We start from the raw sequence: 26796 nt of genomic DNA on the forward strand, positions 1-26796 counted from the left end.
GCTGTGCGTTCGGGCGCTTGCGAAGCAGTGCTTCGCAAGCAAAGCGCCCTCACCCATGTAAGCTCGGTCGCCGCTTGCTCGTGTGCGCTGTCCTGCGCACACGGCAAGACCGGGGTTGGGCGTCCTGCCCAACCCGCCCGAAGCATGCCTCGGGCCCATGCGGCTCACGCCCCCGCAACCGGACCCACCCTGCCTTCGACAGTTTCCTGCGATCTGATGGTGGGTGCCGACCGTTGGTCGGCACTGATCGAATCCCGGCCAACGGTCGGGATCCACTTTCAACCAACCGATGGGGTCAGATCCGTTTTCCTGTGGAAAACGGATCTGACCCCAACCTTTCAAATGGCCGGCAACACGCTGGACGCCAGCGCTGACAACGGCGAGGATGGAGCCTGGTTCTTCTGGCTGGCCCTGCATGGCGCACCGCATCCTTGAACCCGGTGAGATCGAGACACTGGCCTCGCGCGATGTTCCGCGCATCATCCTGCCCGATGTCGCTTCCCTGTTCGCCGAGCGCGCGACGCGCCTGCGCAGCCTGGCCGCGCACAGTGCCATCGGCGGTTACCTGCAGCTGCTGGCGGCGTTGGCAGATGAACAGCAGGCACTGCTGGACGAACTGACACCACAGCAACGCGAAGCGCTGCAATCGCAGGCACGTGCGCAGCAGTCGAGTGCGGCGGCCGGTGCCGGCATGCCGTTGCGGCCGGCCAACACGCTTCACCTGGATGGACGCTGGCGCGACTGGCTGCGCACGCTGTGCCAGCACTGTGCCAACGAGGCCGGGCTGCCGGTGGAAACCCGCCAGGAGCTGCATCGCGTCGCCGCGGCCGACGATGCCTGGCTGGATGCGCAGGCCCATGCCGTGCTGGAGCGTGATGACGCGCCATCGGTGGATGCGGTCGCTGCACTGCTGGTGATGAACGCACTGCAGGTTTACTGGGCGGTGCTCGCAGCCAGCTTCCGCCCTATCGACCTGAAGCCGCTGGCTGATGCGCCAGGGCTGTGCCCGCTGTGCGGCACGTTGCCGGTGACCAGCGTGGTGCAGGCACGCCCACCCTATGCATCGTACCGTTACCTGTCGTGCTCGCTGTGCGCCTGCCAGTGGCACTACGTGCGCGTGCAGTGCAGCCAGTGTGGTGCCGCCGGCAAGGACATCGCCTATCGCGCCCTGGCCGATGTGGACGGCGACAGCGGCGAGGCGGTGCGCGAGAGCGCGGTACGCGCTGAGACCTGCGACCACTGCCACAGCTATCGCAAGATCCTGTATCTGGAGAAAGACCCGTCACTGGAGCCGGTGGCCGATGACCTCGGCACGCTGGCGCTGGATCTGCTGCTGGCCGAGGAAGGCTATGCGCGTGCCAGCCAGAATCCGCTGCTGTGGCAATCCGACGGCGATTGAGGCGATGACAGCCATGCCCCCCGCCCCGGCATCGGCCGCCGCCCTGCCCTCGCTGGACCGGGTGCTGCGCCTGCCTGCACTGGCGCCACTGATCGAAGGCCACGGTCGAAGCCGCATCACCCAGCTGCTGCGTTCGCACCTGCAGGTGCTGCGCGACCGTATCAGCGCCGGTCAGTTGTCGACCGCGCAGCTGCAGGAAGCGGTCGACGGCCCGGCGCTGGCGACGGCAGTCGAGGCCGCACTGGCAGCCGATGCACGGCTGGACCTGCAACCGATGTTCAACCTGACCGGCACCGTACTGCATACCAACCTGGGTCGCGCATTGCTGCCCGAGGCTGCGGTGCAGGCCGTCACCCGCGCGATGACCGCGCCGGTGGATCTGGAGTTCGACGTCATCCGTGGCCGTCGCGGCGACCGCGATGCGCGGGTGCAGGCATTGATCTGCGAACTGACCGGCGCCGAAGCCGCCACCGTGGTCAACAACAATGCGGCGGCGGTCCTGCTGCTGCTCAACAGCCTGGCCAACCGCCGCGAGGTGGCGGTGTCGCGCGGCGAACTGGTGGAGATCGGCGGTGCCTTCCGCATCCCCGATGTGATGCGCAGCGCGGGCGCGCGGCTGCTGGAAGTGGGTACCACCAACCGTACCCATCCGGCCGACTTCACCAACGCCATCGGCGCGCGCACAGCGCTGCTGATGGAGGTGCATGCCAGCAACTACGCGATCACCGGCTTCACTGCCAAGGTCGACACTGCGGCGATGGCTGCGATCGCGCACGAACATGGCCTGCCGCTGGTGGTGGACCTGGGCAGTGGCAGCCTGTGCGAGCTGGCGGCCTTCGGCCTGCCGCACGAGCCCACCGTGCAGGAAGCACTGGCGGCCGGCGCCGATCTGGTTTCTTTCAGCGGCGACAAGCTATTGGGTGGCCCGCAGGCCGGCATCATCGCCGGTCGCGCGGACCTGATTGCACGGATCAACCGGAACCCGCTGAAGCGGGCACTGCGCATGGACAAGATGGGCCTGGCCGCACTGGAAGCGGTGCTGGCCCTGTACCGCGAACCCGAGCTGCTGGCACAGCGGCTGCCGACACTACGCACGCTCTCGCGCACGCAGGAGCATATCGATGCGCAGGCCCAGCGCCTGCTGCAGCCGATGCGTGCCTCGCTGGCGGCGGACTACACCCTCGAGCCTGCTTCGATGCACAGCCAGATCGGCAGCGGCGCCCAGCCACAGGCGCAGCTGGCCAGCGCCGGACTGCGCATTACCAGCGCGCGCCGTGGCGGACTGGATCGCTTGGCCAGGCATCTGCGTCAGCTGCCGCGCCCGGTGCTGTGCCGCATTGCCGATGACGCGTTGTGGCTGGACCTGCGCTGCCTGGAACCCGCCGACGAAGCGGCCTTCCTGGCCCAATGGAGCATGCTGCAGGCATGATCGTCGGCACCGCCGGGCATATCGACCATGGCAAAACAAGCCTGGTACGCGCACTGACCGGCATCGAAACCGATCGCCTGCGGGAAGAGCGTACGCGCGGCATTTCGATCGAACTGGGCTACGCCTATGTCCCGGTGGAAAGCGGGGACGTCGAAGGTCCGGCCGCGACGCTGGGCTTCGTCGATGTGCCGGGCCATGAACGCTTCGTGCATACGATGGTGGCCGGCGCCACGGGTATCGACGTCGCCCTGCTGGTCATCGCTGCCGACGACGGCGTGATGCCACAGACCCGCGAGCATCTGGCCATCCTGCAACTGCTGGGCGTGAACCGCGGTGCGGTGGCGCTCACCAAGATCGACCGTGTGGATGCGGCGCGCCTGGCCCGGGTCGAGATCGAGGTCGCTGCCCTGCTGGCCGGCACGCCGCTGCAGGATTCCCCTGTGTTCACCTGCAACAGCACCGCACCCGACGATGCTGGCATCAACGCGCTGCGTACCCAGCTGCACGCGTGGGCGGCGGACGACGCCAGCACGCGCCAGGCCGAACTGCGCAGCGAGCTGTTCCGCATGCCGGTGGACCGCGTGTTCTCGCTGGCCGGCCACGGCACGCTGGTGACCGGCGCAGTGCACGGCGGCATCGCCGCGGTGGGTGAGCATCTGCAGCTGATGCCGGCCGCCACTGAAGCGCGCATACGCAGCATCCACGCGCAGAACCAGGCCAGTGACCACGCGATGGCCGGGCAGCGCTGCGCGCTGAACCTGGCGGCCATCGCCCGTGATGACATCCGTCGCGGTGACTGGATCGCCGACGCACGCGCACTGCTGGCCACCACCCGCGTTGATGTGCGGTTGCGGCTGTCCGCGTTGGCCGCACCGTTGCGCGACTGGGCACCGCTGCATATCCACTGGGGCACGATGCACCGGCAGGCCCATGTGGTGCTGCTGGAGGACCATGACCACGGTGATGGGCAGTTGGTGCAGCTGGTGTTCGATGCTCCGGTCTGTGCGATGTGTGGCGACCGCTTCATTGCCCGCGATTCAGCGGCCACCCACACGCTGGGCGGCGGCCTCGTGCTCGATCCGGACCCGCCACAGCGGCGCCGACGCAGTCCTGCACGGCTCGCATGGCTGGGAGCACTGGAGCAACTGGCCGCGGGTGCGGGAATCGGCCCACTGTTGCAGCAGGCGCCCTTCGGTGTTGCCATGGCCGCGCTGCAGCGCTACTGCCGGCGCGCCGCCGACCGGATCGTTCTTCCCGCAGGCGCACAGCGCGTCATCACCCGCGAAGACACGGTGGTCATCCTCGCCTCGCACTGGCAGGCATTGCGCGAGCAGGTAGTCGCCTCACTGCGTGGATGGCATGAGCGACGCCCGGACGAACCCGGTGTCGACAGCGGCCGCCTGCAGCGCAGCACCCTGCCCTCGCTTGCAGCGAGCCTCTGGAATGCCCTGCTGCAGGAGCTACTGGACGACGGCAGTGTGCAACGCGTGGGTGCCTGGTGGCGCCTGCCCGGCCATGACCATGCGCCACCGGAACGCGAGCGTCTGCTGCTGGAACGCGTGCTGCCGCAACTGCACGCCGGGGGCTTCGATCCACCGTGGGTGCGCACCCTGTCCGCGGAGATCGGAATGGCCGAAGACGAGGTCCGCGCCGTCCTGCGCCGCGCCGCCACACGTGGCGAACTGTTCCAGGTGGTACCGGACCTGTTCTATGCACCCGCACGCATTGCCGAACTCGCCGCGATCGTCGCGCAGCTGTCACGGGCCAGCGGCACGGTGGATGCGGCCACCTTCCGCGATGCCATCGGCCTGGGCCGCAAGCGCAGCATCCAGATCTTGGAGTTCTTCAATCGCGTTGGCTACACTCGACGCGTCGGTGACCAGCATCGGCCGCGTGGCGACCTGCAGTGGAACGCAGCCCGCGACTGAGCCCACCGCTACCGCCGTACTTTCGGAAGGCATGCGCATCCGGGCATGCGGCTGGGCTTCAAACCCAGTAGGGGGCGTCGATCGTTCCCTGGTAGGTTCGACTCCTGCTGTCTTCCGCCATTCGTGTTTCCGCTGGAGATGTCGGCATGGCCACGCACGTGCAGTCCCCCGCCCCGTCAACGGCCGATGCCCCGCAACGACTGACGTCTCTCGCGCATGGCGGTGGCTGCGGCTGCAAGATCGCGCCGGGCGTGCTGAGCGAACTGCTGCGCGGCGTTCCAGCACTTCCGGCACCGGCCGAACTGCTGGTTGGCCGCGAGACCAGCGACGACGCCGCGGTGTACCGCCTCGATGATCGCCAGGCGATTGTCGCCACCACCGATTTCTTCATGCCGATCGTCGACGATCCGTTCGATTTCGGCCGCATCGCCGCCACCAACGCGTTGTCGGACCTGTACGCGATGGGCGCCCGGCCATTGTTCGCACTGGCCATCGTCGGCATGCCGATCAACACGCTGCCGCAGGACACCATCCGCAGCATCCTGCAGGGCGGAGAACGCGCCTGCGCCGACGCCGGCATCGTGGTGGCCGGTGGTCACAGCATCGATTCGGTGGAACCGATCTATGGCCTTGCCGCGATCGGCGTGCTCGACCCGCAGCGACTCAAGCGCAATGCCGATGCCCGTGCCGGCGATGTGCTGGTGCTGGGCAAGCCGTTGGGCGTAGGCGTGTACTCGTCAGCACTGAAGAAGGAAGTGCTGGACGCCGACGGCTACCAGCAGATGATCGCGTCGACCACCCGCCTGAACACCGTGGGCGTGCCGCTGGCTGCGCTGGACGGCGTGCATGCGATGACGGACGTCACCGGCTTCGGCCTGCTCGGCCACCTGCTGGAAGTGTGCCGCGCCAGTGGCGTTGCCGCCGAGGTGGACAGTACACAGGTGCCGCTGCTGCCGCAGGCGCTGGAGCTGCTGCAGCGTGGCTGCGTGACCGGCGCCTCCCACCGCAACTGGGCTTCCTATGGCACCGAGGTGCGCTTCGCCGATGGGTTGCCGGCACACTGGCAGCCGCTGCTGACCGACCCGCAGACCAGCGGCGGCCTGCTGGTGTCCTGTGCCCCGGAAGCGGTGGACGCGGTGCTGGCCTGTTTCCACGACGCCGGGTTCGTCCAGGCGGCCGTGATCGGCCGCTTGAGCGCTGCAACACCGGGCGTCAGCGTGCGCTGATGCGCTGGAACGACAAGGGCGCCCGAAGGCGCCCTTGTCGTTTCGCTGGATGCAACATCATTCGATGTTCTGCACCTGCTCGCGGATCTGGTCGATCAGCACCTTCAGCTCCACCGCGGCATTGGACGTGCGGCTGTCCACCGACTTCGAGCCCAGCGTATTGGCTTCGCGGTTGAACTCCTGCAGCAGGAAGTCCAGGCGGCGGCCGACCGGCTCGCGCTGCTTGAGCACGCGGCGGATCTCGACGATGTGGCTGCCGAGCCGGTCCAGCTCTTCATCCACGTCCAGCTTCTGCAGCCACAGCACCAGCTCCTGTTCGGCACGACCAGGGTCGACCGGGTGCGGCAGGTCGGCCAGGCGTGCGGCCAGCTTGGCGCGCTGGCCGTCGCGAATGGCCGGAATCAGCGTGCGCACTTCGGTGGCGATGCGTTCGATGCCGTCCACACGCTCGCTGATGGCCGCAGCCAACTTGCCGCCTTCGCGCTCACGGGCCTCGACGAAGCCATCCAGCACCTGGTCCAGCAGCGCCAGCGCCTCGACCTGGAGAGCGGCGGCGTCGGTGGCCTCGCCACGGGTCACGCCCGGCAGCTGCAGCAGGTCGGTGAAGCTGACCTGCAGGTTGGGGAAATCGGAGGTCAGCCGGTGCGCAAGGCGACCCAGCTGGCCCAGCAGCGCCTCGTCCACCTGCAGGTTGGCCGCCGCTTCCGGCGCGCGCAGGCGCATCACCAGATCCAGCTTGCCACGGCTCAGGCGCGCGGCGATGCGCTCGCGCAGCTGCGGTTCCAGCGCCCGCAGCTCCTCGGGCAGGCGGGTGCCGACCTCCAGGAAGCGGTGGTTGACCGAGCGCAGCTCGCAGCCCAGCGTGCCCCACGGGGTGACCCGCTCGCCGCCGGCATAGGCGGTCATGCTTCGAATCATGGATTGTGTCCGGTGCGTGCAAAGGGGGAATGGTACCCTAGCGCCCTCACCAGAGCCCCCTTGCCCGCCCCATGAAGGCTGCGGGCGTGGCGGCGTACTCCCTCGCCATTACGGAACCCGCACCATGTCCGATTCCCGCCCCAGCGGCCGCCAGCCCGACCAGCTCCGCCCGGTCGTCATCCAACGCGGCTTCACCCGCCACGCCGAAGGTTCGGTGCTGGTGTGCTTCGGCGAAACCCGCGTGCTGTGCACCGCCAGCGTCGAGAACCGCGTGCCGGGCTTCCTGCGCGGCAAGGGCGAAGGCTGGGTCACCGCCGAGTACGGCATGCTGCCGCGCGCCACCCATACCCGCAGCGACCGCGAAGCGGCCCGTGGCAAGCAGGGCGGCCGCACCCTGGAGATCCAGCGCCTGATCGGCCGCAGCCTGCGTGCCTGCGTGGACCGCAATGCGCTGGGCGAACGCACCATCACCCTCGACTGCGACGTGCTGCAGGCCGACGGTGGCACCCGCACCGCCGCCATCACCGGCGCCTACGTGGCCCTGGTCGATGCGGTGAACGTGCTGATGAAGCGTGGCGACATCAAGCGCAACCCGGTCTTGGGCGCAGTGGCTGCCGTGTCGGTGGGCGTGTACCGCGGCACCCCGGTGCTGGACCTGGACTACGCCGAAGACAGCGACTGCGACACCGACATGAACGTGGTGATGAACGACGGTGGCGGCTTCATCGAGCTGCAGGGCACCGCCGAAGGCCACGCCTTCCGTCGCGATGAACTGGACGCGCTGCTGGGCCTGGCCGAGAAGGGCGTGGCCGAGCTGCTGGCCGCGCAGCAGGCGGCGCTGTCGGCATGAACCGCCGCATCGCCCTGACCACCCTGGTGGTGGCCGACTATGACGAAGCCATTGCCTGGTACACCGGCAAGCTCGGCTTCGCACTGTTGGAGGACATCGACCAGGGCCACAAGCGCTGGGTGGTGGTCGGCCCGACAGACGGCAGCGCCGCCGCCCTGCTGCTGGCCCGCGCCAGCGACGAGGAACAGCGCAGCCGCATCGGCAACCAGACCGGCGGCCGCGTCGGCTTCTTCCTCAACACCGACGACTTCCGCCGCGACCACGCGGCGATGGTCGCCGCCGGCGTCGAGTTCCTGGAAGCGCCGCGCGAAGAACCCTATGCAACGGTTGCGGTATTCCGCGATCTGTATGGCAACACCTGGGACCTGCTGGAGCCCCGTCAATGAAGAAACTGGTACTGGCCAGCCACAACGCCGGCAAGCTGGTGGAGATGCAGGAGATCCTTGCCGATCTGCCGCTGCAGATCACCTCGGCCGCCGAACTGGGCCTGGGCGATGTGGAAGAGACCGGCCTGACCTTCGTCGAGAACGCGCTGCTGAAGGCACGCGCGGCCTGCGAAGCGACCGGCCTGCCGGCGCTGGCCGATGATTCGGGCCTGATCGTCGATGCCCTCGGCGGTGCGCCGGGCCTGTACAGCGCACGCTATGCCGGCCACCCGACCAATGCTGCGGCCAACAATGCCAAGCTGCTGGACGCGATGGCCGACATTCCCGATGGTCAGCGCAGCGCCCGCTTCTATGCGGTGATCGTGCTGCTGCGCCACGCCACCGACCCGCAGCCGCTGATCTGCGAAGGCCGCTGGGAAGGCCAGATCATCCGCGAACTGCGCGGCACCAATGGTTTCGGCTACAACCCGGTATTCCTGGACACAACCCACGGCCTGACCGCCGCGGAAATGGAGCCGGCACTGAAGAACGCCATCAGCCACCGCGCCATTGCCCTGCAGCAGCTCAAGCAGCAACTGGCGACGCTGTACTGACGCCACCCGATCGACCCTGGGAAGCCGGCCAGCGGCCGGCACTACCGAAGAAGCCCATGCCGCACGCCCACGACCACTGCAACCACCTGCCCGGCGAAGCCTGCTCCGCCGACCACGACAACCCGCCGCAGCTGGTGCCGCCCCCGCTGTCGTTGTACGTGCACCTGCCGTGGTGCGTGCGCAAATGCCCGTACTGCGATTTCAATTCGCACCAGGCCAAGGGCGAGCTGCCGTTCGACGCTTATATCGATGCGCTGCTGCGCGACCTCGACCAGGACCTGCCGCTGGTCTGGGGCCGGGTGGTGCACAGCGTGTTCTTCGGTGGCGGCACGCCCAGCCTGTTCCCGCCGGAGGCGATCGACCGCTTCCTGCAGCAGGCCAGCGCGCGCCTGCGTTTTGCCCCCAACGCCGAAATCACCCTGGAAACCAACCCGGGCACCGCCGAGCATGGCCGCTTCGACCGCTACCGCGCGGCCGGCGTCAACCGCCTCAGCTTCGGCATCCAGAGTTTCGACGATGCGATGCTCAAGCGCCTGGGCCGCATCCACGACAGTGGCGAAGCCGAGCGCGCCGTAAAGATGGCGCAGGACGCGGGCTACGGCAACTTCAACATCGACCTGATGTATGCGCTGCCGGAACAGACCCTGGCCGGTGCCGAGGCCGACCTGGAACGCGCGTTCGCGCTGCAGCCGGCACACATCTCCCACTACCAGCTGACCCTGGAACCGAACACGGTGTTCTTCGCGCGGCCGCCGCAGGGCATTCCCGACGAAGACAACGCCTGGGACATGCAGGAACACTGCCAGGCATTGCTGGCACAGGCCGGTTTCGGCCAGTACGAGGTCAGCGCCTATGCGCGCCCCGGCCGGCAGAGCGCGCACAACCTGAACTACTGGCGCTTCGGCGACTACCTGGGCATCGGTGCCGGCGCGCACGGCAAGATCAGTTCCGGCGCCGAGCAGCATGTGCTGCGGCGTTGGAAGCTGAAGCACCCGCAGGCCTACCTGGACAGCGCCGGCACGCCCGCCTCGTTCGGCGGCGACGACGTGATCGCGCCGGAGCGCCTGCCGTTCGAATACATGCTCAACCTGCTGCGCCTGCACGAAGGTTTTGGCCTGCGCGATTTCGAGTCGCGCACGGGGCTGCCGCGCAGCGTGCTGGACGCTCCCCTGGCCGAGGCCGTGCAGCGCGGCTGGCTGGACATGACCGATGGCCATGTGCAGCCGACCGAGCTGGGCCGCCGATTCACCAACGATGTGGTGAGCCTGTTCCTGGAGGAGTGATCTTCGCTTGGCAGAGGGTAGTGCCGGCCACTGGCACTCCGGTAAAGACAGAGCTGCCGGCCAGCGGCCGGCAGTACCGCACATCAGGGCCATACCGGGCGGATGCGATTCCCGTTCAGCCTAAAGTAGCGCCGACTGCGGCCGACACGGTAGATTCACAAGATCGATCCGCGGGAATCCGGATACCGCCTGCCGATGTCAGCTGTCTTTTCCCTCACCTCCGCCGACAAAGCCCGGCTCGCCGCCAGCAACCTGCCACCGCGGGTGCGCGAGTTGTTGGGTGCGTTGATCGGCCTCTGCCGACAGACGCTGGCCGCGCCGCTGATCCTGACCGTCGAAGCGTTGGAGCAGACCCTGCTGCACGATGCCGATCGCGCACGCAATCCGCAGCAGCAGGCCGAGCTGATGGCCCAGCGTGGCCAGTTGCGCGCCTTTTCCGGTCATTTCGCTGACCGCATGCTTGATGCCGTGGCCGATGCGCTGATACGGCTGCGCGAACCCACGGCCCACTTCAGCCCCGGTTCCACGCCACCGCCGCTGCCCGGCATGCTCGGGCTGTCGCTGGTCGATGAACATGAAGTGGACCGCGACCTGCTGCTGACCGAGATGGTGCGGCGGGAGACGCTGCGTTCGACCAACACGCTCAACTTGCTGGGCCAACGCCTGGGCGTACTGGCGGCAGCACCGGCCTTCGAGGCCGACACCCTGCCGCTGGCACCGCAGGCACTGTGCGCCATGCTGCGCCGGATTGCCGAACAGGATTCGCTCACTGTCGACGTTCAGCTGGCGCTGTACCGCAGCTTCGAACGCCAGGTGCTGGAACGCCTGGGCGACATCCTCGACCGTGCCAATGCCCTGTTGGCCCAGCACGGCGTGCTGCCCGGCCTGGTCTACACCCCCTATCTGGCGCGTTCATCGAGCACCCGGCGGATCATCACCCAGTCGGTGGGCGGTGGTCGCGCCACGCAGCCGGCAAAGCGTGCCGCCGCGCCACTGACCGGCTGGAACGGATCGGCACCGGCCGGCTCCTGGTCGAGCCTGGTGCAGGACGCTTTCCAGGATGACAGCACAGCCGGCGCGGCCTCGCCGGGCCTGACCACCTCCACGGGCAGCGCGCTGCATGCGCTGCTGCAGCAGGCACGCCATGCCAGCGCAGCACCTGCGGATCGCGATGCAGTGCCGAGCGCGGCCGTGGATGCGGTTCTCGCACGCCTGCAGGCGCAGTCCAGCGCCGCCACCGGCGTAGCCGACCTGCAGGCGGCCGTGGTGGCGCAACTGCGCAGCGAGCATGGCACGCAGGCCCAGCTGGGCAGCCACGACCGCGACAGCCTCGATCTGCTGCACATGCTAATGCAGCAGGTGCAGCAGCAGCAGCGTCCGGACCCGGTGCCGGCCGCCCTGCTGGCGCGCCTGCAGGTACCGCTGGCACGTGCGGCAATGGCCGACCCCGGCTTCTTCGTGCGCGACGAGCACCCCGCGCGTGAACTGCTCAACCAGATTGCCGAAGTCGGCGCCCACTGGCTGGTCGACGATGATGTCGACCCGCAGTTGCTGCAGCGCATGGCGCAGAGCGTGCAGGGCCTGCTGGGCCAGGATGCGCGGGCGCCGCAGGCCTTTGCCGCCGCCAGTGAAGACGTGCAGCAGCACCAGCGTGCGGCGGCCCATCGTGCCGAACTGGCCGAGCGCCGCCATGTGGAAGCCGCCCGCGGCAAGGAGCGGCTGGAACTTGCCCGCCGCCAGGCCACCGCGCAGATCGACCAGTGCTGCGACGCGCAGTCGCCGCCGCGCTTCGTGCAGACCCTGCTGCGCCAGGCCTGGGCCGATGCACTGACCCTCACCCGCCTGCGCCATGGCGACGATTCACCGCAGTGGCAGGAACGGCTGCAACAGACCGAGCGCATCGCTGCCATTACCGCCCAGGCCATCAATGCCCCCGGCGGCACCGATACCGCGCTGGCAGCGGACGTGGAGGCGGCCCTGCTGCAGGTCGGCTACCACGCCGAGGAGGCCGCCGCCGTCGCGCGCAGGCTGGCCACGCCCGGTGGCGAGGATGAAAGCACCTCGCGTACCGAGCTCAGCGCACGCCTGAAGGCACGTGCGCGCCTGGGCGAGCACGCTGGTACACCCACCGGCACCTCGCCTGCAACGCCCCGCAGCAGTGCCGAAGAAGCCGCCTACCAGCAACTGTCCACGCTCCCGTTCGGCAGCTGGTTCGACATCGATACCGGTGATGGCACGCTGCGACGCCAGCGCCTGTCCTGGTACAGCCTGCTGACCGGCCACGCCCTGTTCGTCAATCCGCGCGGGCAGAAGATCGCCGATACCGACCTTGATACGCTGGCCCGGCAGATCAGTGCCGGCCGCGCGCAGCTGGTCACCGAAGACAAGGGCCGGCTGGTCGACCGTGCCTGGGAAGCCAGCCTCGGCACGCTGCGCGCACTGGCCACGGGCCGCGCACAGGAGACCCCCGCATGAAGGCCGTACCGCCGCAGGACACCCGCCGCGCGCCGCGCCGCCAGGTCTCGGACCTGGTGCCGGTCACCGACCAGATGCGCGAGTGCGTGGTCGGGCGCCTCGGCAATGTCTCCGAAACCGGCATGCTGATGCTGGCCAGCGTGCCGCTGCGCGAGGATGCGCTGTACCAGCTGCGCTTCCCGTTGCCACTGGGTGATGGCCGCCAGCAGGCCATCGACGTGGGCGTGCATCTGCTATGGAGCGAGCCCGCGCACGTACCCGGGCAGAGCTGGACCGGCTTCCGCTTCCTCACCCTGTCACGCGAGCATCGGCAGCTGCTGCGGCAGTGGGTGGGCGAGGACGGCGACGAGGGACCGGTTTCGACGGCCTGAGTGCCGGTTCCGGCACAGCGGTTTTTCGCGGTATGCGGCAGAATCTAGGACCGTTTTCCGTGTCGAGCCACCGCAATGATCCAGCAAGACCCCGGCGCCCTGTATTCCGACCACCTGGCCGTGCTGTGCCGACGTGCCGAACAGGCGCTGGCCCGCGGCGGCTTCGATCACCTGGTGGTGCCCAGCGGCACCCTGCACTACCAGGTGTTCGACGATCGCGACTACCCCTACGCGGTCAATCCGCAGTTCAAGGCCTGGCTGCCGCTGACCCGGGTGCCCAACAGCTGGATCGTGTTCACCCCCGGCAAGCGCCCGGCGGTGATCTTCCACCAGCCCTTCGACTACTGGCACGTGGTGCCGGATGCCCCCAGCGGCTGGTGGGTGGAGCACTTCGACATCCACATCATCCGCAAGCCCGAAGAGGCGCTGGCCCTGCTGCCGGCCGACCCGTCGCGCTGCGCGATCCTCGGCGAGCCGCAGAGCGCGCTGGGCAACTACGTGCCGAACAACCCGGCGCCGGTGGTGAACTATCTGGAATGGCACCGCGGCAGCAAGACGCCGTATGAGATCGCGCTGATGCGCCAGGCGCAGGTGCTGGGCGTGCGCGGCCACCGCGCCGCCGAGGCCGCGTTCCGCAATGGCGCCGACGAATTCAGCATCCACATGGCGTACTGCCAGGCCGTGGGCCAGGATGCCAACGAGCTGCCGTACGGCAACATCGTGGCGTTGAACGAACACGCCGCCGTGCTGCACTACACCGAGCTGGGTCGCAAGGCACCGCAACCGCTGCGCAGCTTCCTGATCGATGCCGGTGCCAGCGCGGACGGCTACGCCAGTGACATCACCCGCACCTACGCCGCCCAGGGCCACGACGAATTCGCCGCGATGATCGCCGCCGTCGACGCCGCCCAGCAGCAGATGTGCGCGGCGGTGCGCCCGGGCTTCGACTACAAGCAGCTGCACGTGGACGCGCATCTTTCGCTGATGGGCGTGCTGAAGGACTTCGGCGTGATCAAGGTCTCGCCGCAGACCGCGCTGGAGACCGGCGTCAGCGCCGCGTTCTTCCCGCACGGCATCGGCCACCTGATCGGCCTGCAGGTGCACGACGTGGCCGGCTTCGCGGCCAGCGACGAAGGCGGCCGCATCGAACGCCCGGCCGGCCACCCGTACCTGCGCCTGACCCGCGTGCTGGAACCGGGCATGGTGGTGACCATCGAACCGGGCCTGTACTTCATCGACATGCTGTTGAACGAAGTGAAGGACGCCGGCCATGGTGATGCGATCAACTGGGACCGTGTGGACTTCTTCCGTCCGTATGGCGGCATCCGCATCGAAGACGAAGTGCTGTGCACTGAGGGCGAGGCGGACAACCTGACGCGGCCGGCGTTTGCGGCGGCCAACGGCTGAGCCCCTCGTGGTTGGTCGCTTGGAGCAAAAGCCGCGCTTTGCCGGGCGGGGTGGGTTTGCAGGACACGCCGTAAACCCATCCATGGGGGCTCGATGGCGCCATCCATGGCGCCAACGGTCCTGCAAACCCACGCCGCCCGGCCTTTGACAGTTTCCTGCGCGCGTCCAACCACGGAAAAGAAAAGGAAAAGCAGAAGCGGGTCACTCGCTGCGCTCGCTCTGTGTCGACCAAGGTCGACACCTACCAACAGCCGCAATTGCCAGTAGATCCACGCCATGCGTGGATGATTCATTCGATATCTGACAGATGTGCCGACCAACGGTCGGCACCCACCAACAGCCCCGTGAACCTGTCGAAGGCGGGGTGCTGTGGGTTTGCGGGGTGTGAGCCGCATGGATGCGGCGACCAAGCCTACAAGGACGTACTTGCGGCGGCCCCGCAAACCCACAGTACCCCGCCATCCCACGGAATGCCTGCTGTTGCTGTTGAGGTTGCCGGCCAGCGGCCGGCACTACCGCGGGTGCAGGGCGGCAAGCCCTGCAGGACACCCCTACCCCGCCATCACCGCTTCGATCTCGTCGGCGCTGCGCGCCAGGCCTTCGGTCAGCACGCGATGGCCATCGTCGGTGATCAGCACGTCATCCTCGGTGCGGATACCGATACCGCGCCAGCGCGGCTCCACCGTCGTGTCATCCACGCCGATGTACAACCCAGGCTCGATGGTGAACGCCATGCCCGGCTCCAGCAGACGCGAGTCACCGGCCAAGCGGTAGTCGCCCACGTCGTGCACGTCCATGCCGATCCAGTGCCCGGTCTTGTGCCGGTAGAAGCGCTGGTACAGGCCCTCGGACAGGTTCTTTTCCAGCGTGCCCTTCAGCAGGCCCAGCCGCAGCAGGCCCTCGGTCAAGGTCTGCACTGCGGCCAGATGGCCGGCCTCGTAGGGCACGCCCGGCCTGGCCTGGGCCAGCGCCGCCGCCTGCGCCTCGCCGACCAGGTCGTGCAGCGCGCGCTGCTCGGCACTGAAGCGGCCGTTCACCGGGAAGGTGCGGGTGATGTCGCTGGCGTAGCCGCGGTACTCGGCACCGGCATCGATCAGCACCAACTCGCCATCGCGCGACCGCGCGTTGTTGTCGCGGTAATGCAGGATGCAAGCATTGCGGCCGGCGCCGACGATGCTGCAGTACGCGGGCACCGCATCGTTGGCGCGGAACACGCGTTCCAGCTCGGCCTGCAGTTCGTACTCGTGGATGCCGGCCCTGGCGGCCTTCATCGCCGCCAGATGCGCACGCACGCTGATCTGCGCGGCGTGGTGCATCAGTGCCACTTCGGCGCCGGACTTGAACAGACGCTGCTCGTGCAGCAGGTGGCCCAGCTCCAGGAACTCATGTGGCGGCTGCGCACCGTGGCGTACCTGCGAACGCACGCGGTTGACCCAGCCGATCAGCTTCAGGTCGAAGTCGGCGTCGCGGCCGAAGTGGTAATACACGCGCGAGCGCCCTTCCAGCAGGCCCGGCAGGATGTCGTCCAGATCGTCGATCGGGTAGGCATCGTCCATGCCGTACTGGGCCACCGCGCCTTCCTGGCCGGCGCGGCTGCCATCCCAGGCTTCGCGCTCGGCATCGCGCTCGCGGCAGAACAGGATGGCCTCGCCGTGGCGTCGGCCCGGAATCAGCACCAGCACCGCTTCCGGCTCCGGGAAGCCGCTCAGGTACTGGAAATCCGAGTCCTGCCGGAACGGGTAATGGGTATCGAGGCTGCGCACCTTTTCGGCTGCGGCTGGCAGCACCAGGATCGCGTCCTCGCCGGCCATGTCCATCAGCTGGCGGCGACGACGCTTGTATTCGCCGGCCGCAATGCCGGTGCGCTGCTTGATGTCCATCAGTTCAGGCGCTGGCGGTGGCGCGAGGCCAGCACCACGTCGCCGTGCAGCAGCAGCACCGCCACGCGGATGAATTCCTCGATCTCCGACAGCGCTTCGTCGTCATCATCGCCGCCGGCCTCGAAATCCTCGCTGGAGGCGCGTGCCAGGCTGGCCATGTCGGTCAGCGCTTCTTCACCCTCTTCGGACAGGGCCGGGCGACGGCCGCCGCTGCCCAGGCCGAAACCACCCAGGAAGGAACGGGTCCAGCTGAACATGGCATCGGCCTGTGCTGACACCTCGTCGGTGTCAGCCAGCAACAGCTCGAAGGCGAAGTCACGGTCTTCCAGCTGCTTGATGGTGGCCTGCAGCAGCTGCCCCAGCACGCTGTCGGCGGCCACCGGCGGCAGGTTGTCGTCGGCCAGCACGCGCGCCGGCCAGTCGTTGCCGGGGGCACCGCCGGCGGCCAGCCAGCCACACAGCGCACCATGCAGCTCGGCAGCGGTGGCGCCCAGGCCCAGCTCCTGGCTGGCGCGGGTAACGTCGTCGACGGAGGGAAGTTCGGTCATCGTGCGGCTCGTTCGGAAAGGAAACCCGGAGCGCGCACGCGCGCGCCCGTGAGACCCCGTAGTGTAGCAACCCGGCGGCATCCTCCCGGTAGCCCTCCGGCCTTGCTGCGACAGCGCTTGACCGCCCTTGCCCGGCTTGCCTATCGTGCCTGCATGGAACCCGCCGACCCCCTTGCCCAGCTGCAGGACTTCGCCGCCCGCGTGGAAGCGTTGCTTGAACGCAACCAGCGCCTGGCCGAGGAGAACCGCAGCCTGCGCCACCAGCAGGAACAGCTGGTGGCCGAGCGCTCGACGCTGCTGGCCAAGAACGAGCAGGCGCGCTCGCGGGTGGAAGCGATGATCAGCCGGCTCAAATCCCTGGAGCAGCACACATGAGCGCCGAACCGGTCAGCGTCCGCATCCTCGATCGTGAATACACCGTGGGCGTCGGCGCCGACGAACGCGACAGCCTGATGGCGGCTGCGCGCCTGCTCGATGCGCGCATGCGCGAGATCCGCGGCAGCAACCGCATGGCCGCCGTGGACCGTGTCGCCGTGCTGGCCGCGCTGAACCTGGCCCACGAACTGCAGCTGCTGCGCGACGAGAACGCCCGCCAGGCCGTGGCCCTGCAGCAGACGCTGGCGGACCTGAACCGGCGGCTGGACCGCGCCATCGACGGCGGCACCTGAAGACCGTGCACAACGCGTCTTCTCATATCTGAATTGGCACGTACTGTTGCCGACGAACGGCCTATCCAGATCCGGCGCGCTGGCTATAATGGCCACGCGTTCTCTGCGGTACTCGACGGCATGTGCAAACATTCGCCTTGTCCCTTAAGAACGACACCGGGAGCGCGACAGCGCCGGGAGTGCAGGTCCGCCTTGTAGCGGGAAGCCCGATGGTTCTCCAGCGTTCCCACTTGAGCCCCCGGGTTCAAGGTCGTTTCGCATGCATCGACATTGCGGAGAATGCAATATTCCAGCAAGGGCGGCGTCTTCGGGCGTCGCCCTTGTTCTTTCCGGCACAATGACGGCTGTTCCCCCGCCGCACGCTGCCATGACCGACCCGCGCCAGGCCCTGCGCCACGACCTGCGGCAACGCCGCCGTGAACTCTCCGCAGCTGCGCGCATCGCCGCCGCCGAATCGCTGGCCGATGCCCTGCTCGCCCTGCCGTTTGCCCCGCGCGAAGGCGCCGTGGCCGGCTACTGGGCGCTGGATGGCGAAATCGCCCTGCACCGCTGGCAGTTGCAGTTGCCCGAAGGACTGACCTATTGCCTGCCGGTGCTGGCCGGTGACGTGCTGCGCTTCGCGCCGTGGCGGCCGGGGCAGCCGCTGACCAGCAACCGTTACGGCATTCCCGAGCCGGACGTGGCGCTGGAAGACACCCTGGAACCAGCACAGATGGCGCTGGTGGTGGCCCCGCTGGTGGGTTTCGACACGCAGTGCCGGCGGCTGGGCATGGGGGGCGGCTGGTATGATCGCAGCTTCGCCTTCCGCCACGACCGGCCGGCGCCGCCCTGGCTGGTCGGTGCTGCGTTCGCGGTGCAGCAGGTCGAGTCCTTGCCGGTGGCGTCGTGGGACGTGCCCGTGGATGCGATCTGCACCGAAGACGGCACCCTGTTCCCCTCCGCTGCCCCCGTGAACGCATGACCGCCCGCAAGCGCTACTGGCTGATGAAGTCCGAACCGGACGCCTTCTCCATCGATGACCTGGCCAAGGTCAAGGTCGAACCTTGGAACGGGGTGCGCAATTACCAGGCGCGCAACTTCATGCGCGATGGCATGCAGGTGGGCGACGGCATCCTGTTCTACCACTCCAATACCAAGGTGCCGGGCATCGTCGGCCTGGCCACGGTGGCCAGCACGGCCTATCCGGACGACACCCAGTTCGATCCAAAATCCGACTACCACGACCCCAAGAGCACGCGCGAGAACCCGCGCTGGATGCTGGTGGACGTGGCCTTCGACCGCAAGCTCAAGCAGGTGATCGCGCTGGACGAGATCAAGCTGCACGCCGAAGAGCTCGGTGAAGGCTTCCCGCTGGTTGCCAAGGGCAACCGCCTGTCGGTGTTCCCGGTGACTGCTGCGCAGTGGAAGCTGCTGCTGTCGCTGGAAAAGAAATCCTGATTCCCTGCCTGAGAGTTCTCCCATGTCCGAAGCCAAGCGCCTGGCCGCCGAGAAAGCCATCGAGTACGTTGAAGACGGCATGATCGTCGGTGTCGGCACCGGTTCCACCGTGGCCTATTTCATCGATGCCCTGGCCCGCATCCAGCACCGCATCAAGGGCGCCGTGTCCAGCTCCGAGCAGAGCACCGCGCGCCTGAAGCAGCACGGCATCGAAGTGATCGAGCTGAACCACAGCGGCAACCTGTCGCTGTACGTGGACGGCGCCGATGAGTGCGATCCGAACAAGTGCCTGATCAAGGGCGGCGGCGCCGCACTGACCCGCGAGAAGATCATCGCCGAGGCCAGCGAGCGCTTCATCTGCATCGTCGACCCGAGCAAGCAGGTGCCGGTGCTCGGCAAATTCCCGCTGCCGGTGGAAGTGATCCCGATGGCGCGCAGCCTGGTCGCCCGCCAGATCCGCGACATGACCGGCGGCCAGCCGACCTGGCGCGAAGGCGTGGTGACCGACAATGGCAACCAGATCCTGGACATCCACAACCTGCAGATCACCGATCCGGAAAAGCTGGAGCGCGAGCTCAACCAACTGCCGGGCGTGGTCTGCGTGGGCCTGTTCGCGCGCCGCCGCGCCGATGTGGTGATCGTCGGCGGCGAGCCGCCGGTCGTGCTCTGACCCTTTCGAAGGATCCTGACGATGTCGCTGTTGCGTTCGCTGCTGATGCTCCCGCTGCTGGCCCTGGCTGGCTGCGCCACCGACGCGGCCCGCCACTGGGTCGAACTGGATGGCGCCCGCTACCAGGTCGAGCTGGCCACCAACGATGAAACCCGCGCGCGCGGGTTGATGTTCCGCGACCAGATGGCAGCCGACCACGGCATGCTGTTCATCCACGACCGCGAGGAAATGCAGGCGTACTGGATGAAGAACACCAGGATCGCGCTGGACATCCTGTACTTCGACAGCCAGCGCAGGCTGGTCAGCCAGCAGCGTGATGTGCCGCCGTGCTCGGCCGGCGACATGTGCCCGCCCTACCCCAGCGGTGGCCCGGCACGTTACGTGCTGGAGCTCAACGCCGGCCAGGCCGAGAAGCTGCAGTTGAAGGACGGTACGGAGCTGAAATTCGGCCCGGGCATCGAAAAGTAAGGTGCGGCCGGGCTGCGCCCGGCACGCGCAGTAGTGCCGGCCGCTGGCCGGCAACCCTGCAGGGGGCCAGATCCCATTCGCTCGCGAAAGGGATCTGACCCCGGATTTTTCACGCGACACCGCTTGAAACCGCCTGCGAATGACGCCAGTCTGTGGCCATGCAGGACCGGATCACACTCCCCGACTGGGATGCACTGGCCGACCTCGAAGACGAGGCGCTGCCACTGTTGCCGACCGCGCTGCTGATCGCGCGCGATGAATACCCCGATCTGCAGCCGTCGACCTACGACGCGTTGATCCAGAGCCACGTCGACCACCTCCGCTCGGAAGTGGAGAGCATCGACAACAGTCCATTGAAGATGGCGGCGATCAACCGCCACCTGTTCGACGAGCTGGGCTACAGCGGCGACCACGACAAGTACTACGATCCGCGCAACAGCTATCTCAACCAGGTGTTCGAGCGGCGCCTGGGCAACCCGATCTCGCTGGCGCTGGTGCAGATGGAAGTGTCGCGACGGCTGGGGATCCCGCTCGACGGCGTGTCCTTCCCCGGCCACTTCCTGGTGCGCCTGCCGGTGGACGACGGCGTGCTGGTGATGGACCCGTTCAATGGTGGTCGCCCGCTGGACGTGGACGAACTGCGCGAACGCGCCAAGTCACACCTGGGCGGGCAGATGCCCGACGACCAGGTGCTGGCGCAGATTCTCGACCCGGCGCCGGCGCGCGCGATCCTGATGCGCATGCTGCGCAACCTGCACGGCGTGTATGCCGAGGCCGGCGAATGGGATCGCGCCGCGCGCAGTGCCGACCGCCTGCTGAAGCTCGCCCCGGAGCAGGACGATGCGCTGCGTGACCGCGGCCTGGCCTATCTGCAGCTGGAATATCTGGCCGGTGCCCGCCATGACCTGGGGCAGTACCTGAAGCGCAATCCCGAGGCCAGCGATGCGCAGTGGCTGCGCGAGAAGCTGATCGACCTCGGCGGGCCGATGCCGCGGCTGCATTGAGGGCGTCGGTGTGTGGACCAACGGTCCACACCCACCGGATGGGCCGGGTGGCCCTCCAGTCAATCGACTTCGACCATCTCGAAATCGGCCTTGGTCACCCCGCAATCGGGGCAGGTCCAGGTCTCGGGAATGTCCTCCCAGCGCGTGCCCGGCGCGATGCCCTCTTCCGGCAGACCCTCCGCTTCGCTGTACAGGAAGCCGCAAACCACGCACATCCAGGTGCGCAAGGTGGTGGGGGTGGCATCGCTCATCGGATAATCACGGCTGGATTCACGGGCCGCCATTGTCCCATCGCGGCCCACGCACCGGTAGCCATCGATGACTTCTGCTTCCCCGGCGCCCCGCGGCGTCTACCTGATCACCCCGGACGAGCCCGATACCGCGCGCCTGCTGGCCCGTACCGCGCCGCTGCTGGCCGCTGGCGCCACCTGGCTGCAGTACCGCAACAAGACCGCCAGCGACGCACTCCGGCAGGAGCAGGCAATCGCGCTGCAGGCGCTGTGCGCGGAGCGCGGCGTGCCGCTGATCATCAACGACGACCCGGCGCTGGCCAAGGCCGTGGGCGCGGCCGGCGTGCACCTGGGCGGCACCGACGGTGACATCCCCAGCGCGCGCGCCCTGCTCGGCCCCGACGCCATCATCGGCGCCTCCTGCTACGACCAGTTGGCCAATGCCGAGAAGGCCGTGGCTGCCGGCGCCAGCTACGTGGCCTTCGGCGCGTTCTTCCCGACCACCACCAAGATCACCACCAGCCGCGCCCATACCGACCTGCTGCGGCAAAGCGCCGCACTGGGCGTGCCGCGGGTGGCGATCGGCGGGCTGACGCCGGACAATGTCGGTCCCATCATCGACGCCGGCGCCGACCTGGTGGCCGTGGTCAGCGGCATTTACGCCGCGCAGGACCCGGTCGCGACCCAGCGCGCCTACCTCGCCCAGTTCGCGTAACGCCCAGGAAAGCCCCATGAACCACGACCAGTCCCACGCCCTGTTCTCCCGCGCCCAGCAGTTGCTGCCGGGCGGCGTCAATTCGCCGGTGCGCGCGTTCAAGTCGGTCGGCGGCGAGCCGTTCTTCGTCGAACGCGCCGACGGCGCCTACCTGTACGACGTCGACGGCAACCGCTACATCGACTACGTCGGTTCCTGGGGCCCGATGATCGTCGGCCACAACCACCCGGCCGTGCGCCAGGCGGTGAAGAAGGCGATCGACAACGGCCTGTCCTTCGGTGCGCCGTGCGCGGCCGAAGTGACCATGGCCGAAACCATCACCCGCTTGGTGCCATCGTGCGAGATGGTGCGCATGGTCAACTCCGGCACCGAGGCCACGCTGTCGGCGATCCGCCTGGCGCGTGGCGCCACCGGCCGCAACCGCATCGTCAAGTTCGAAGGCTGCTACCACGGCCACGGCGACTCGTTCCTGGTCAAGGCCGGCAGCGGCATGCTGACCTTGGGCGTGCCGACCTCGCCGGGCGTCCCGGCCGGCCTGAGCGAGCTGACCCTGACCCTGCCCTACAACGATTTCGAAGCCGCCACCGCGCTGTTCGAACAGCAGGGTGACGACATCGCCGGCCTGATCATCGAACCGGTGGTCGGCAACGCCAACTGCATCCCGCCGCGCGAGGGGTACCTGCAGCACCTGCGCGAACTGTGCACGAAGCATGGCGCGCTGCTGATCTTCGATGAAGTGATGACCGGCTTCCGCGTCGCCCTCGGCGGTGCGCAGGCGCACTACGGCATCACCCCGGACCTGACCACCTTCGGCAAGATCATCGGCGGCGGCATGCCGGTGGGCGCCTACGGCGGTCGTCGCGAGCTGATGCAGCAGATCGCCCCGGCCGGCCCGATCTACCAGGCCGGTACGCTGAGCGGCAATCCGGTGGCAATGGCCGCTGGCCTGGCGATGCTGGAGCTGATCCAGCAGCCGGGTTTCCACGCCGACCTGGCCGAGCGCACCGCACGCCTGTGTGCGGGTCTGGAAGCGGCCGCCGCCGACGCAGGTGTGGCCGTGACCACCACCTGCGTGGGTGCGATGTTCGGGCTGTTCTTCACCAGCGAGAAGGTGGAGACCTATGCGCAGGCCACCGCCTGTGACATCCCGGCGTTCAACCGCTTCTTCCACGCGATGCTGGAGCAGGGCGTGTTCCTGGCCCCGTCGGCGTACGAGGCCGGCTTCCTGTCCAGCGCCCACGACGATGCCGTGATCGAGGCGACGCTGGCCGCAGCACGCGTGGCGTTCAAGGCCGCCAAGGGCTGATCGCAAAAAAGGGGACGGAGGGGATTAAGTCGTTTGTGCACAAACGACTTAATCCCCTCCGTCCCCTTTTTTCAACCGAAGACGAATTTGCCCCTCATCATCGCGAAGTGGCCGGGGAACGAGCAGAAGAAGGTGTAGTCACCGCCCTTCTGCAGGCCCTGGGTAGAGAAACGCACGCGTGTGGTTTCGCCACCGCCGATCACCTTGGTGTGCGCCAGCACGCGCTTGTCGGCCTTCGGCAGGTAGCTGTCAGCCAGCGTCATGCGCATGCCCGCCATCGCCACCGGCTGGTAATCGGCAGTGCGGGTCAGCACCCAGTTGTGGCCCATCGCGGTAGCGGCCAGCTTGCCGGTGTGGCGCAGGGTCAGGTCCACGGCGGTGCAGTCGGCGGCGACCTTGATCTCGCGGCTGCTGAAGCTCATCTGGTCGGTGCTGTCGATGCTCACCGCACACACCCGCGCCATCGCCGACGGCGCCAGCATCAGCGCGCCCAGTCCCACTGCCACCACCCAAGCCTTCATCGTTGCATCTCCTGCGGATTCGAGCGCCATTCTAGGCAGGCCTATGCCCGCCCGGCTGCGACCGTCTGTCGCATGGCAGCTCCAGGGTTTCCCGCGCACTCATCGCAATGGCATGCTCGGCCGATGCGGATCGATCTGTTGCTGCTGGATGTGGATGGCGTGCTGGTGCAGTACCAGCGCGCGCAGCGCGTGCTGCACCTGGCCCAAGCACTGCAGGTTCCGACGCAGGCCGTGCAGGCCGCGTTGTATGACAGCGGCCTGGAAGCGGCACATGACAATGGCACGCTGGATGGCCCGGCCTATCTGGCGCAGCTGGGAGAGCTTCTGGGCACGACTGTCGAAGTGGCTGCATGGACCGCGGCGCGGCGGGCCGCCAGCCATCCGCAGGCTGCCGTGCTGCAGCGGCTGCAGGCCCTGCAGCTGCCGATGGCGGTGCTGACCAACAACGGCGCGCTGATGCAGCAGGCCTTGCCCGCCCTGCTGCCGGAACTTTACCCGGCCCTGCGGGAGCGCGTGTTCTGCAGCGCCGGTTTCGGCCTGCGCAAACCCGCACCGGAAGTCTTCCTGCGCACGCTTGAGGTACTCGGCGTGGCGCCTTCGCACACGCTGTTCATTGATGACCTGTTCGCCAATGTGCGCGGCGCACGCGCTGCCGGCCTGCACGCGGAAACCGTGCGCGATGGCCGGGGATTGGGCAAGGTGTTGAAGCGCTATCGGATCGCATGACGCGCTGTAGAGCCGAGCCCATGCTCGGCTCCTGTTGCCTGACATCGCGATGAGCCGAGCGTAGGCTCGGCTCTACAGATGCCTCTGCAGGCTTCAGCGCGCGGCGATGAACGCAGCAATCGCTGCGCGCAGGCGCTTCAGGCCTTCGGCCACTTCTTCGTCGGTGATGTTCAACGACGGCACGAAGCGCAGCACGTCCGGGCCGGCCTGCAGGGTCAGCAGGCCCTGCTCGGCGGCATGGTCGAGGATCGCCCCGGCCTGGCCGGCGAAGTCCTCGCCCAGCACCGCGCCCAGCATCAGGCCGCGGCCACGCACGTCGCTGAACACGCCGAATTCTTCGTTGATGCGCGCAAAACCATCGCGCAGCGCCTTCGACTGGCGGCTGACATTGGCGGCGATCTCCGCCGAGGCCAGCTTGCGCAGCGCAACGCGTGCGACCGCAGCGGCCAGAGGGTTGCCACCGAAGGTGGTGCCGTGCGCACCGAACTGCATGGTTTCGGCCACCTTCGGGCCGGCCAGCATCGCACCGATCGGGAAGCCGCCACCGAGTGCCTTGGCCAGGGTGACCATGTCCGGCACCACCTCGTCCTGCCAGTGCGCGAACAGCGTGCCGGTGCGGCCCATGCCGGCCTGGATCTCGTCCAGCACCAGCAGTGCGTTGTGCTGGTCGCACAGTTCGCGCACGCGCTTGAGGAAGCCGGACTTGGCCGGCATCACACCGCCCTCGCCCTGGATCGGCTCCAGCATCACCGCCGCCACGTCACCGGCGGCCATCGCGGTTTCCAGCTGCACCTCATCGTTGAAATCGATGTAGCGGAAGCCACCGGGCAGCGGCTCGTAGCCTTCCTGGTACTTCGGCTGGGCAGTAGCGGTCACCGCGCCAAGGGTGCGACCGTGGAAGCTGCCGCGGAAGGTGATGATCACCCGCTTGTCGGCCGGGCGCCCCTGGCTGGAGGCCCACTTGCGGACCATCTTGATCGCCACTTCGTTGGCTTCGGCGCCGGAATTGCACAGGAACACGCGCTCGGCGAAGCGGCTGGCCTTGACCAGCTCCTCGGCCAGGTGCAACGGCGGCGCGCTGTAGAACACGTTGCTGGTGTGCCAGAGCTTGCCGGCCTGCTCGACCAGCGCGGCCACCAGGTCCGGATCGTTGTGGCCGAGGCCACACACGGCGATGCCGGCGGCCAGATCGATGAACTCACGGCCCTGGCTGTCCCACACACGGGCGCCCTGGCCGCGCTCCAGTACCACCTGGCGGGGCTTGTAGACCGGCAGGTAGTAGTGTGAAAGGGAAATCAGCGGATCGGTCGCGGCGGTCATGGCAGTCGGCAGGGTTCAGGAATGCCCATTCTCGCGCCGGAACCCCTGCGGCACAATGCGCCCATGCGACCGTTTTCCGCCCCCCAGCTCAACCCCGCCACCGAGACCGGCTGGCGCCGTCGGTGGTTCGACATCATCTACCGCCATGACACCCGCCCTTCGCGCAATTTCGACCTGATCCTGGTGGTGGCGATCGTCGCCAGCATCCTGGTGGTGATGATCGACAGCGTGCAGCACCTGCATGCCGAATGGTCCACCGGCCTGTACATCCTGGAATGGGGCTTCACGATCATCTTCACCGCCGAGTACCTGCTGCGCCTGGCGGTTGTCAGGCGCCCGCTGCGTTACGCGGTGAGCATCTGGGGCATCATCGACCTGCTGTCGATCCTGCCCGCCTACCTGTCGATGTTCATCCCGGGTGCGCAGAGCCTGCTGGTGGTGCGCGCGCTGCGCATCCTGCGGGTGTTCCGCATCCTCAAGCTGACCCGCTACATCGAGGAAAGCGGCGTCCTGATGACGTCACTGTGGCGCAGCCGGCGCAAGGTGCTGGTGTTCCTGTTCACGGTGATCACCATCACCATCATCGCCGGTGCGCTGATGTACGTGATCGAGGGCCCCGAACACGGCTTCACCAACATCCCGGCCAGCATGTACTGGGCGGTGGTGACCATGGCCACGGTCGGCTTCGGCGATATCGTGCCGCAGACCGTGCTCGGCCGCTTCGTCACCTCGGTGCTGATCCTGATCGGCTACAGCATCATCGCCGTGCCCACCGGCATCTACACCGCCGAACTGGCCAGCACCATGCGCGAGGCCGAACTGGCCGCGCGCCGTGATGCCCGCGGCTGCCCGCATTGCGGGCTGGAGGGGCATGAACCGGATGCGCGGCACTGCCGCAAGTGCGGCGGTGAACTGCCGGACGCATTCAGCCATTGAGGCACATGCCGGCCAGCGGCCGGCACTGCCAACCCCGCAGGGTGCGCGCCGGGCATGGCCCGGTGCCGCCGTGGACGGGTCCACGCCCTGTGTGGATCGCCC

General features: G+C 68.0%; 29 protein-coding genes, 1 tRNA gene and 1 other RNA gene. 25 read left to right on the top strand and 6 right to left on the bottom strand.

Features of this window, described 5'->3' with window-relative positions; translation table 11 throughout:
* From AC5P65_RS17970 to selD, 6 genes are all read left to right on the top strand, one after another.
* The coding region (locus AC5P65_RS17970; protein WP_495215788.1) for a hypothetical protein at nt 1-435 on the top strand (435 nt) is incomplete at its 5' end.
* Nucleotides 416-1399: a formate dehydrogenase accessory protein FdhE gene (gene fdhE / locus AC5P65_RS17975; protein ID WP_021203947.1), complete on the top strand. Its 984-nt coding sequence runs from the start codon at nt 416-418 to the stop codon at nt 1397-1399. The genes AC5P65_RS17970 and fdhE, both read left to right, overlap by 20 nt.
* A gap of 4 nt (nt 1400-1403) precedes the next feature.
* On the top strand, nt 1404-2828 hold the full coding sequence (selA, locus tag AC5P65_RS17980; RefSeq protein WP_021203948.1) for an L-seryl-tRNA(Sec) selenium transferase: 1425 nt from the start codon (nt 1404-1406) through the stop codon (nt 2826-2828).
* Nucleotides 2825-4756 carry a selenocysteine-specific translation elongation factor gene (gene selB / locus AC5P65_RS17985; protein ID WP_111098877.1) on the top strand — a complete coding sequence of 644 codons (1932 nt, stop codon included), beginning with the start codon at nt 2825-2827 and terminating at the stop codon, nt 4754-4756. The genes selA and selB overlap by 4 nt, the downstream gene beginning before the upstream one ends.
* Nucleotides 4757-4780: 24 nt before the next feature.
* Nucleotides 4781-4876 (top strand) — tRNA-Sec (locus tag AC5P65_RS17990).
* A 26-nt stretch (nt 4877-4902) separates the two neighbouring features.
* A complete protein-coding gene (gene selD / locus AC5P65_RS17995) occupies nt 4903-5982 on the top strand; it encodes a selenide, water dikinase SelD (protein ID WP_111098859.1) in 1080 nt (359 codons plus the stop codon).
* A gap of 57 nt (nt 5983-6039) precedes the next feature.
* On the opposite strand, the gene AC5P65_RS18000 is transcribed toward selD, so the two are convergent.
* Nucleotides 6040-6900 (bottom strand): YicC/YloC family endoribonuclease, encoded by an 861-nt coding sequence (locus AC5P65_RS18000; RefSeq protein ID WP_005410888.1) that lies wholly within the window; start codon nt 6898-6900, stop codon nt 6040-6042.
* A gap of 124 nt (nt 6901-7024) precedes the next feature.
* Between AC5P65_RS18000 and rph the strand changes: the two genes are divergently transcribed.
* From rph to pepQ, 7 genes are all read left to right on the top strand, one after another.
* Complete coding sequence (gene rph / locus AC5P65_RS18005; protein WP_014648280.1) at nt 7025-7750, top strand: ribonuclease PH; 726 nt, start codon at nt 7025-7027, stop codon at nt 7748-7750.
* A complete protein-coding gene (locus AC5P65_RS18010) occupies nt 7747-8136 on the top strand; it encodes a VOC family protein (RefSeq protein WP_005414366.1) in 390 nt (129 codons plus the stop codon). The genes rph and AC5P65_RS18010 overlap by 4 nt, the downstream gene beginning before the upstream one ends.
* Nucleotides 8133-8729: an RdgB/HAM1 family non-canonical purine NTP pyrophosphatase gene (rdgB, locus tag AC5P65_RS18015; RefSeq protein WP_005410891.1), complete on the top strand. Its 597-nt coding sequence runs from the start codon at nt 8133-8135 to the stop codon at nt 8727-8729. The genes AC5P65_RS18010 and rdgB overlap by 4 nt, the downstream gene beginning before the upstream one ends.
* 56 nt (nt 8730-8785) lie before the next feature.
* Complete coding sequence (hemW, locus tag AC5P65_RS18020) at nt 8786-10012, top strand: radical SAM family heme chaperone HemW (protein WP_111098858.1); 1227 nt, start codon at nt 8786-8788, stop codon at nt 10010-10012.
* Nucleotides 10013-10207: 195 nt separating this feature from the next.
* Nucleotides 10208-12487, top strand: coding sequence for a DUF1631 family protein (locus tag AC5P65_RS18025; protein ID WP_111098857.1), 2280 nt, complete (start codon nt 10208-10210; stop codon nt 12485-12487).
* Nucleotides 12484-12858 (top strand): PilZ domain-containing protein, encoded by a 375-nt coding sequence (locus AC5P65_RS18030; protein ID WP_021203954.1) that lies wholly within the window; start codon nt 12484-12486, stop codon nt 12856-12858. Before AC5P65_RS18025 ends, AC5P65_RS18030 begins: the two co-directional genes overlap by 4 nt.
* A 75-nt stretch (nt 12859-12933) precedes the next feature.
* Nucleotides 12934-14265: a Xaa-Pro dipeptidase gene (pepQ, locus tag AC5P65_RS18035; RefSeq protein WP_111098856.1), complete on the top strand. Its 1332-nt coding sequence runs from the start codon at nt 12934-12936 to the stop codon at nt 14263-14265.
* 551 nt (nt 14266-14816) lie between these two features.
* On the opposite strand, the gene AC5P65_RS18040 is transcribed toward pepQ, so the two are convergent.
* Nucleotides 14817-16139, bottom strand: a complete 1323-nt coding sequence (locus AC5P65_RS18040) for an aminopeptidase P N-terminal domain-containing protein (RefSeq protein ID WP_111098876.1) — start codon at nt 16137-16139, stop codon at nt 14817-14819.
* Nucleotides 16140-16144: 5 nt separating this feature from the next.
* A complete protein-coding gene (locus AC5P65_RS18045; RefSeq protein WP_019661998.1) occupies nt 16145-16693 on the bottom strand; it encodes a UPF0149 family protein in 549 nt (182 codons plus the stop codon).
* Between the two features lie 153 nt (nt 16694-16846).
* Here AC5P65_RS18045 and AC5P65_RS18050 point away from each other — a divergent pair, with 153 nt between their 5' ends.
* The 8 genes from AC5P65_RS18050 (at nt 16847) to AC5P65_RS18085 (ending at nt 20940) form a co-directional block, all read left to right on the top strand.
* Nucleotides 16847-17068: a TIGR02449 family protein gene (locus AC5P65_RS18050; protein WP_005410898.1), complete on the top strand. Its 222-nt coding sequence runs from the start codon at nt 16847-16849 to the stop codon at nt 17066-17068.
* Nucleotides 17065-17361 (top strand): cell division protein ZapA, encoded by a 297-nt coding sequence (locus AC5P65_RS18055; RefSeq protein WP_019661999.1) that lies wholly within the window; start codon nt 17065-17067, stop codon nt 17359-17361. The genes AC5P65_RS18050 and AC5P65_RS18055 overlap by 4 nt, the downstream gene beginning before the upstream one ends.
* Nucleotides 17362-17458: 97 nt before the next feature.
* Nucleotides 17459-17644: non-coding RNA, 6S RNA (gene ssrS, locus AC5P65_RS18060), on the top strand.
* Between the two features lie 84 nt (nt 17645-17728).
* Nucleotides 17729-18322, top strand: a complete 594-nt coding sequence (locus tag AC5P65_RS18065; RefSeq protein WP_021204571.1) for a 5-formyltetrahydrofolate cyclo-ligase — start codon at nt 17729-17731, stop codon at nt 18320-18322.
* Nucleotides 18319-18798, top strand: a complete 480-nt coding sequence (locus AC5P65_RS18070) for an EVE domain-containing protein (protein WP_005410901.1) — start codon at nt 18319-18321, stop codon at nt 18796-18798. Before AC5P65_RS18065 ends, AC5P65_RS18070 begins: the two co-directional genes overlap by 4 nt.
* A gap of 22 nt (nt 18799-18820) precedes the next feature.
* Nucleotides 18821-19468, top strand: a complete 648-nt coding sequence (gene rpiA / locus AC5P65_RS18075) for a ribose-5-phosphate isomerase RpiA (RefSeq protein ID WP_005419003.1) — start codon at nt 18821-18823, stop codon at nt 19466-19468.
* 21 nt (nt 19469-19489) lie between these two features.
* Entirely contained in the window at nt 19490-19936 is a 447-nt protein-coding gene (locus tag AC5P65_RS18080; RefSeq protein WP_014648292.1) for a DUF192 domain-containing protein, read from the top strand.
* 158 nt (nt 19937-20094) lie between these two features.
* Nucleotides 20095-20940, top strand: coding sequence for a SirB1 family protein (locus tag AC5P65_RS18085; protein ID WP_019662001.1), 846 nt, complete (start codon nt 20095-20097; stop codon nt 20938-20940).
* 59 nt (nt 20941-20999) lie between these two features.
* On the opposite strand, the gene AC5P65_RS18090 is transcribed toward AC5P65_RS18085, so the two are convergent.
* Nucleotides 21000-21191: a rubredoxin gene (locus AC5P65_RS18090; protein WP_012512010.1), complete on the bottom strand. Its 192-nt coding sequence runs from the start codon at nt 21189-21191 to the stop codon at nt 21000-21002.
* Between the two features lie 67 nt (nt 21192-21258).
* Between AC5P65_RS18090 and thiE the strand changes: the two genes are divergently transcribed.
* Entirely contained in the window at nt 21259-21885 is a 627-nt protein-coding gene (gene thiE / locus AC5P65_RS18095) for a thiamine phosphate synthase (protein ID WP_021204574.1), read from the top strand.
* A 16-nt stretch (nt 21886-21901) separates the two neighbouring features.
* Nucleotides 21902-23191, top strand: coding sequence for a glutamate-1-semialdehyde 2,1-aminomutase (gene hemL, locus AC5P65_RS18100; protein ID WP_021204575.1), 1290 nt, complete (start codon nt 21902-21904; stop codon nt 23189-23191).
* Nucleotides 23192-23262: 71 nt separating this feature from the next.
* Here the strand turns inward: hemL and azu are convergent, their stop codons facing one another.
* A complete protein-coding gene (gene azu / locus AC5P65_RS18105) occupies nt 23263-23712 on the bottom strand; it encodes an azurin (RefSeq protein ID WP_111098760.1) in 450 nt (149 codons plus the stop codon).
* A 123-nt stretch (nt 23713-23835) separates the two neighbouring features.
* On the opposite strand from azu, the gene AC5P65_RS18110 reads away from it, so the two are divergent.
* Nucleotides 23836-24438, top strand: coding sequence for an HAD-IA family hydrolase (locus AC5P65_RS18110; protein WP_111098761.1), 603 nt, complete (start codon nt 23836-23838; stop codon nt 24436-24438).
* A gap of 93 nt (nt 24439-24531) precedes the next feature.
* Here the strand turns inward: AC5P65_RS18110 and AC5P65_RS18115 are convergent, their stop codons facing one another.
* Nucleotides 24532-25758 carry an acetylornithine transaminase gene (locus tag AC5P65_RS18115; RefSeq protein ID WP_019662006.1) on the bottom strand — a complete coding sequence of 409 codons (1227 nt, stop codon included), beginning with the start codon at nt 25756-25758 and terminating at the stop codon, nt 24532-24534.
* Nucleotides 25759-25821: 63 nt separating this feature from the next.
* Here AC5P65_RS18115 and AC5P65_RS18120 point away from each other — a divergent pair, with 63 nt between their 5' ends.
* On the top strand, nt 25822-26694 hold the full coding sequence (locus tag AC5P65_RS18120; RefSeq protein ID WP_021203637.1) for an ion transporter: 873 nt from the start codon (nt 25822-25824) through the stop codon (nt 26692-26694).
* The last annotated feature ends 102 nt before the right edge of the window (nt 26695-26796 follow it).

The sequence above is a fragment of the Stenotrophomonas sp. YJH_SMC_48-3 genome (assembly GCF_059369375.1).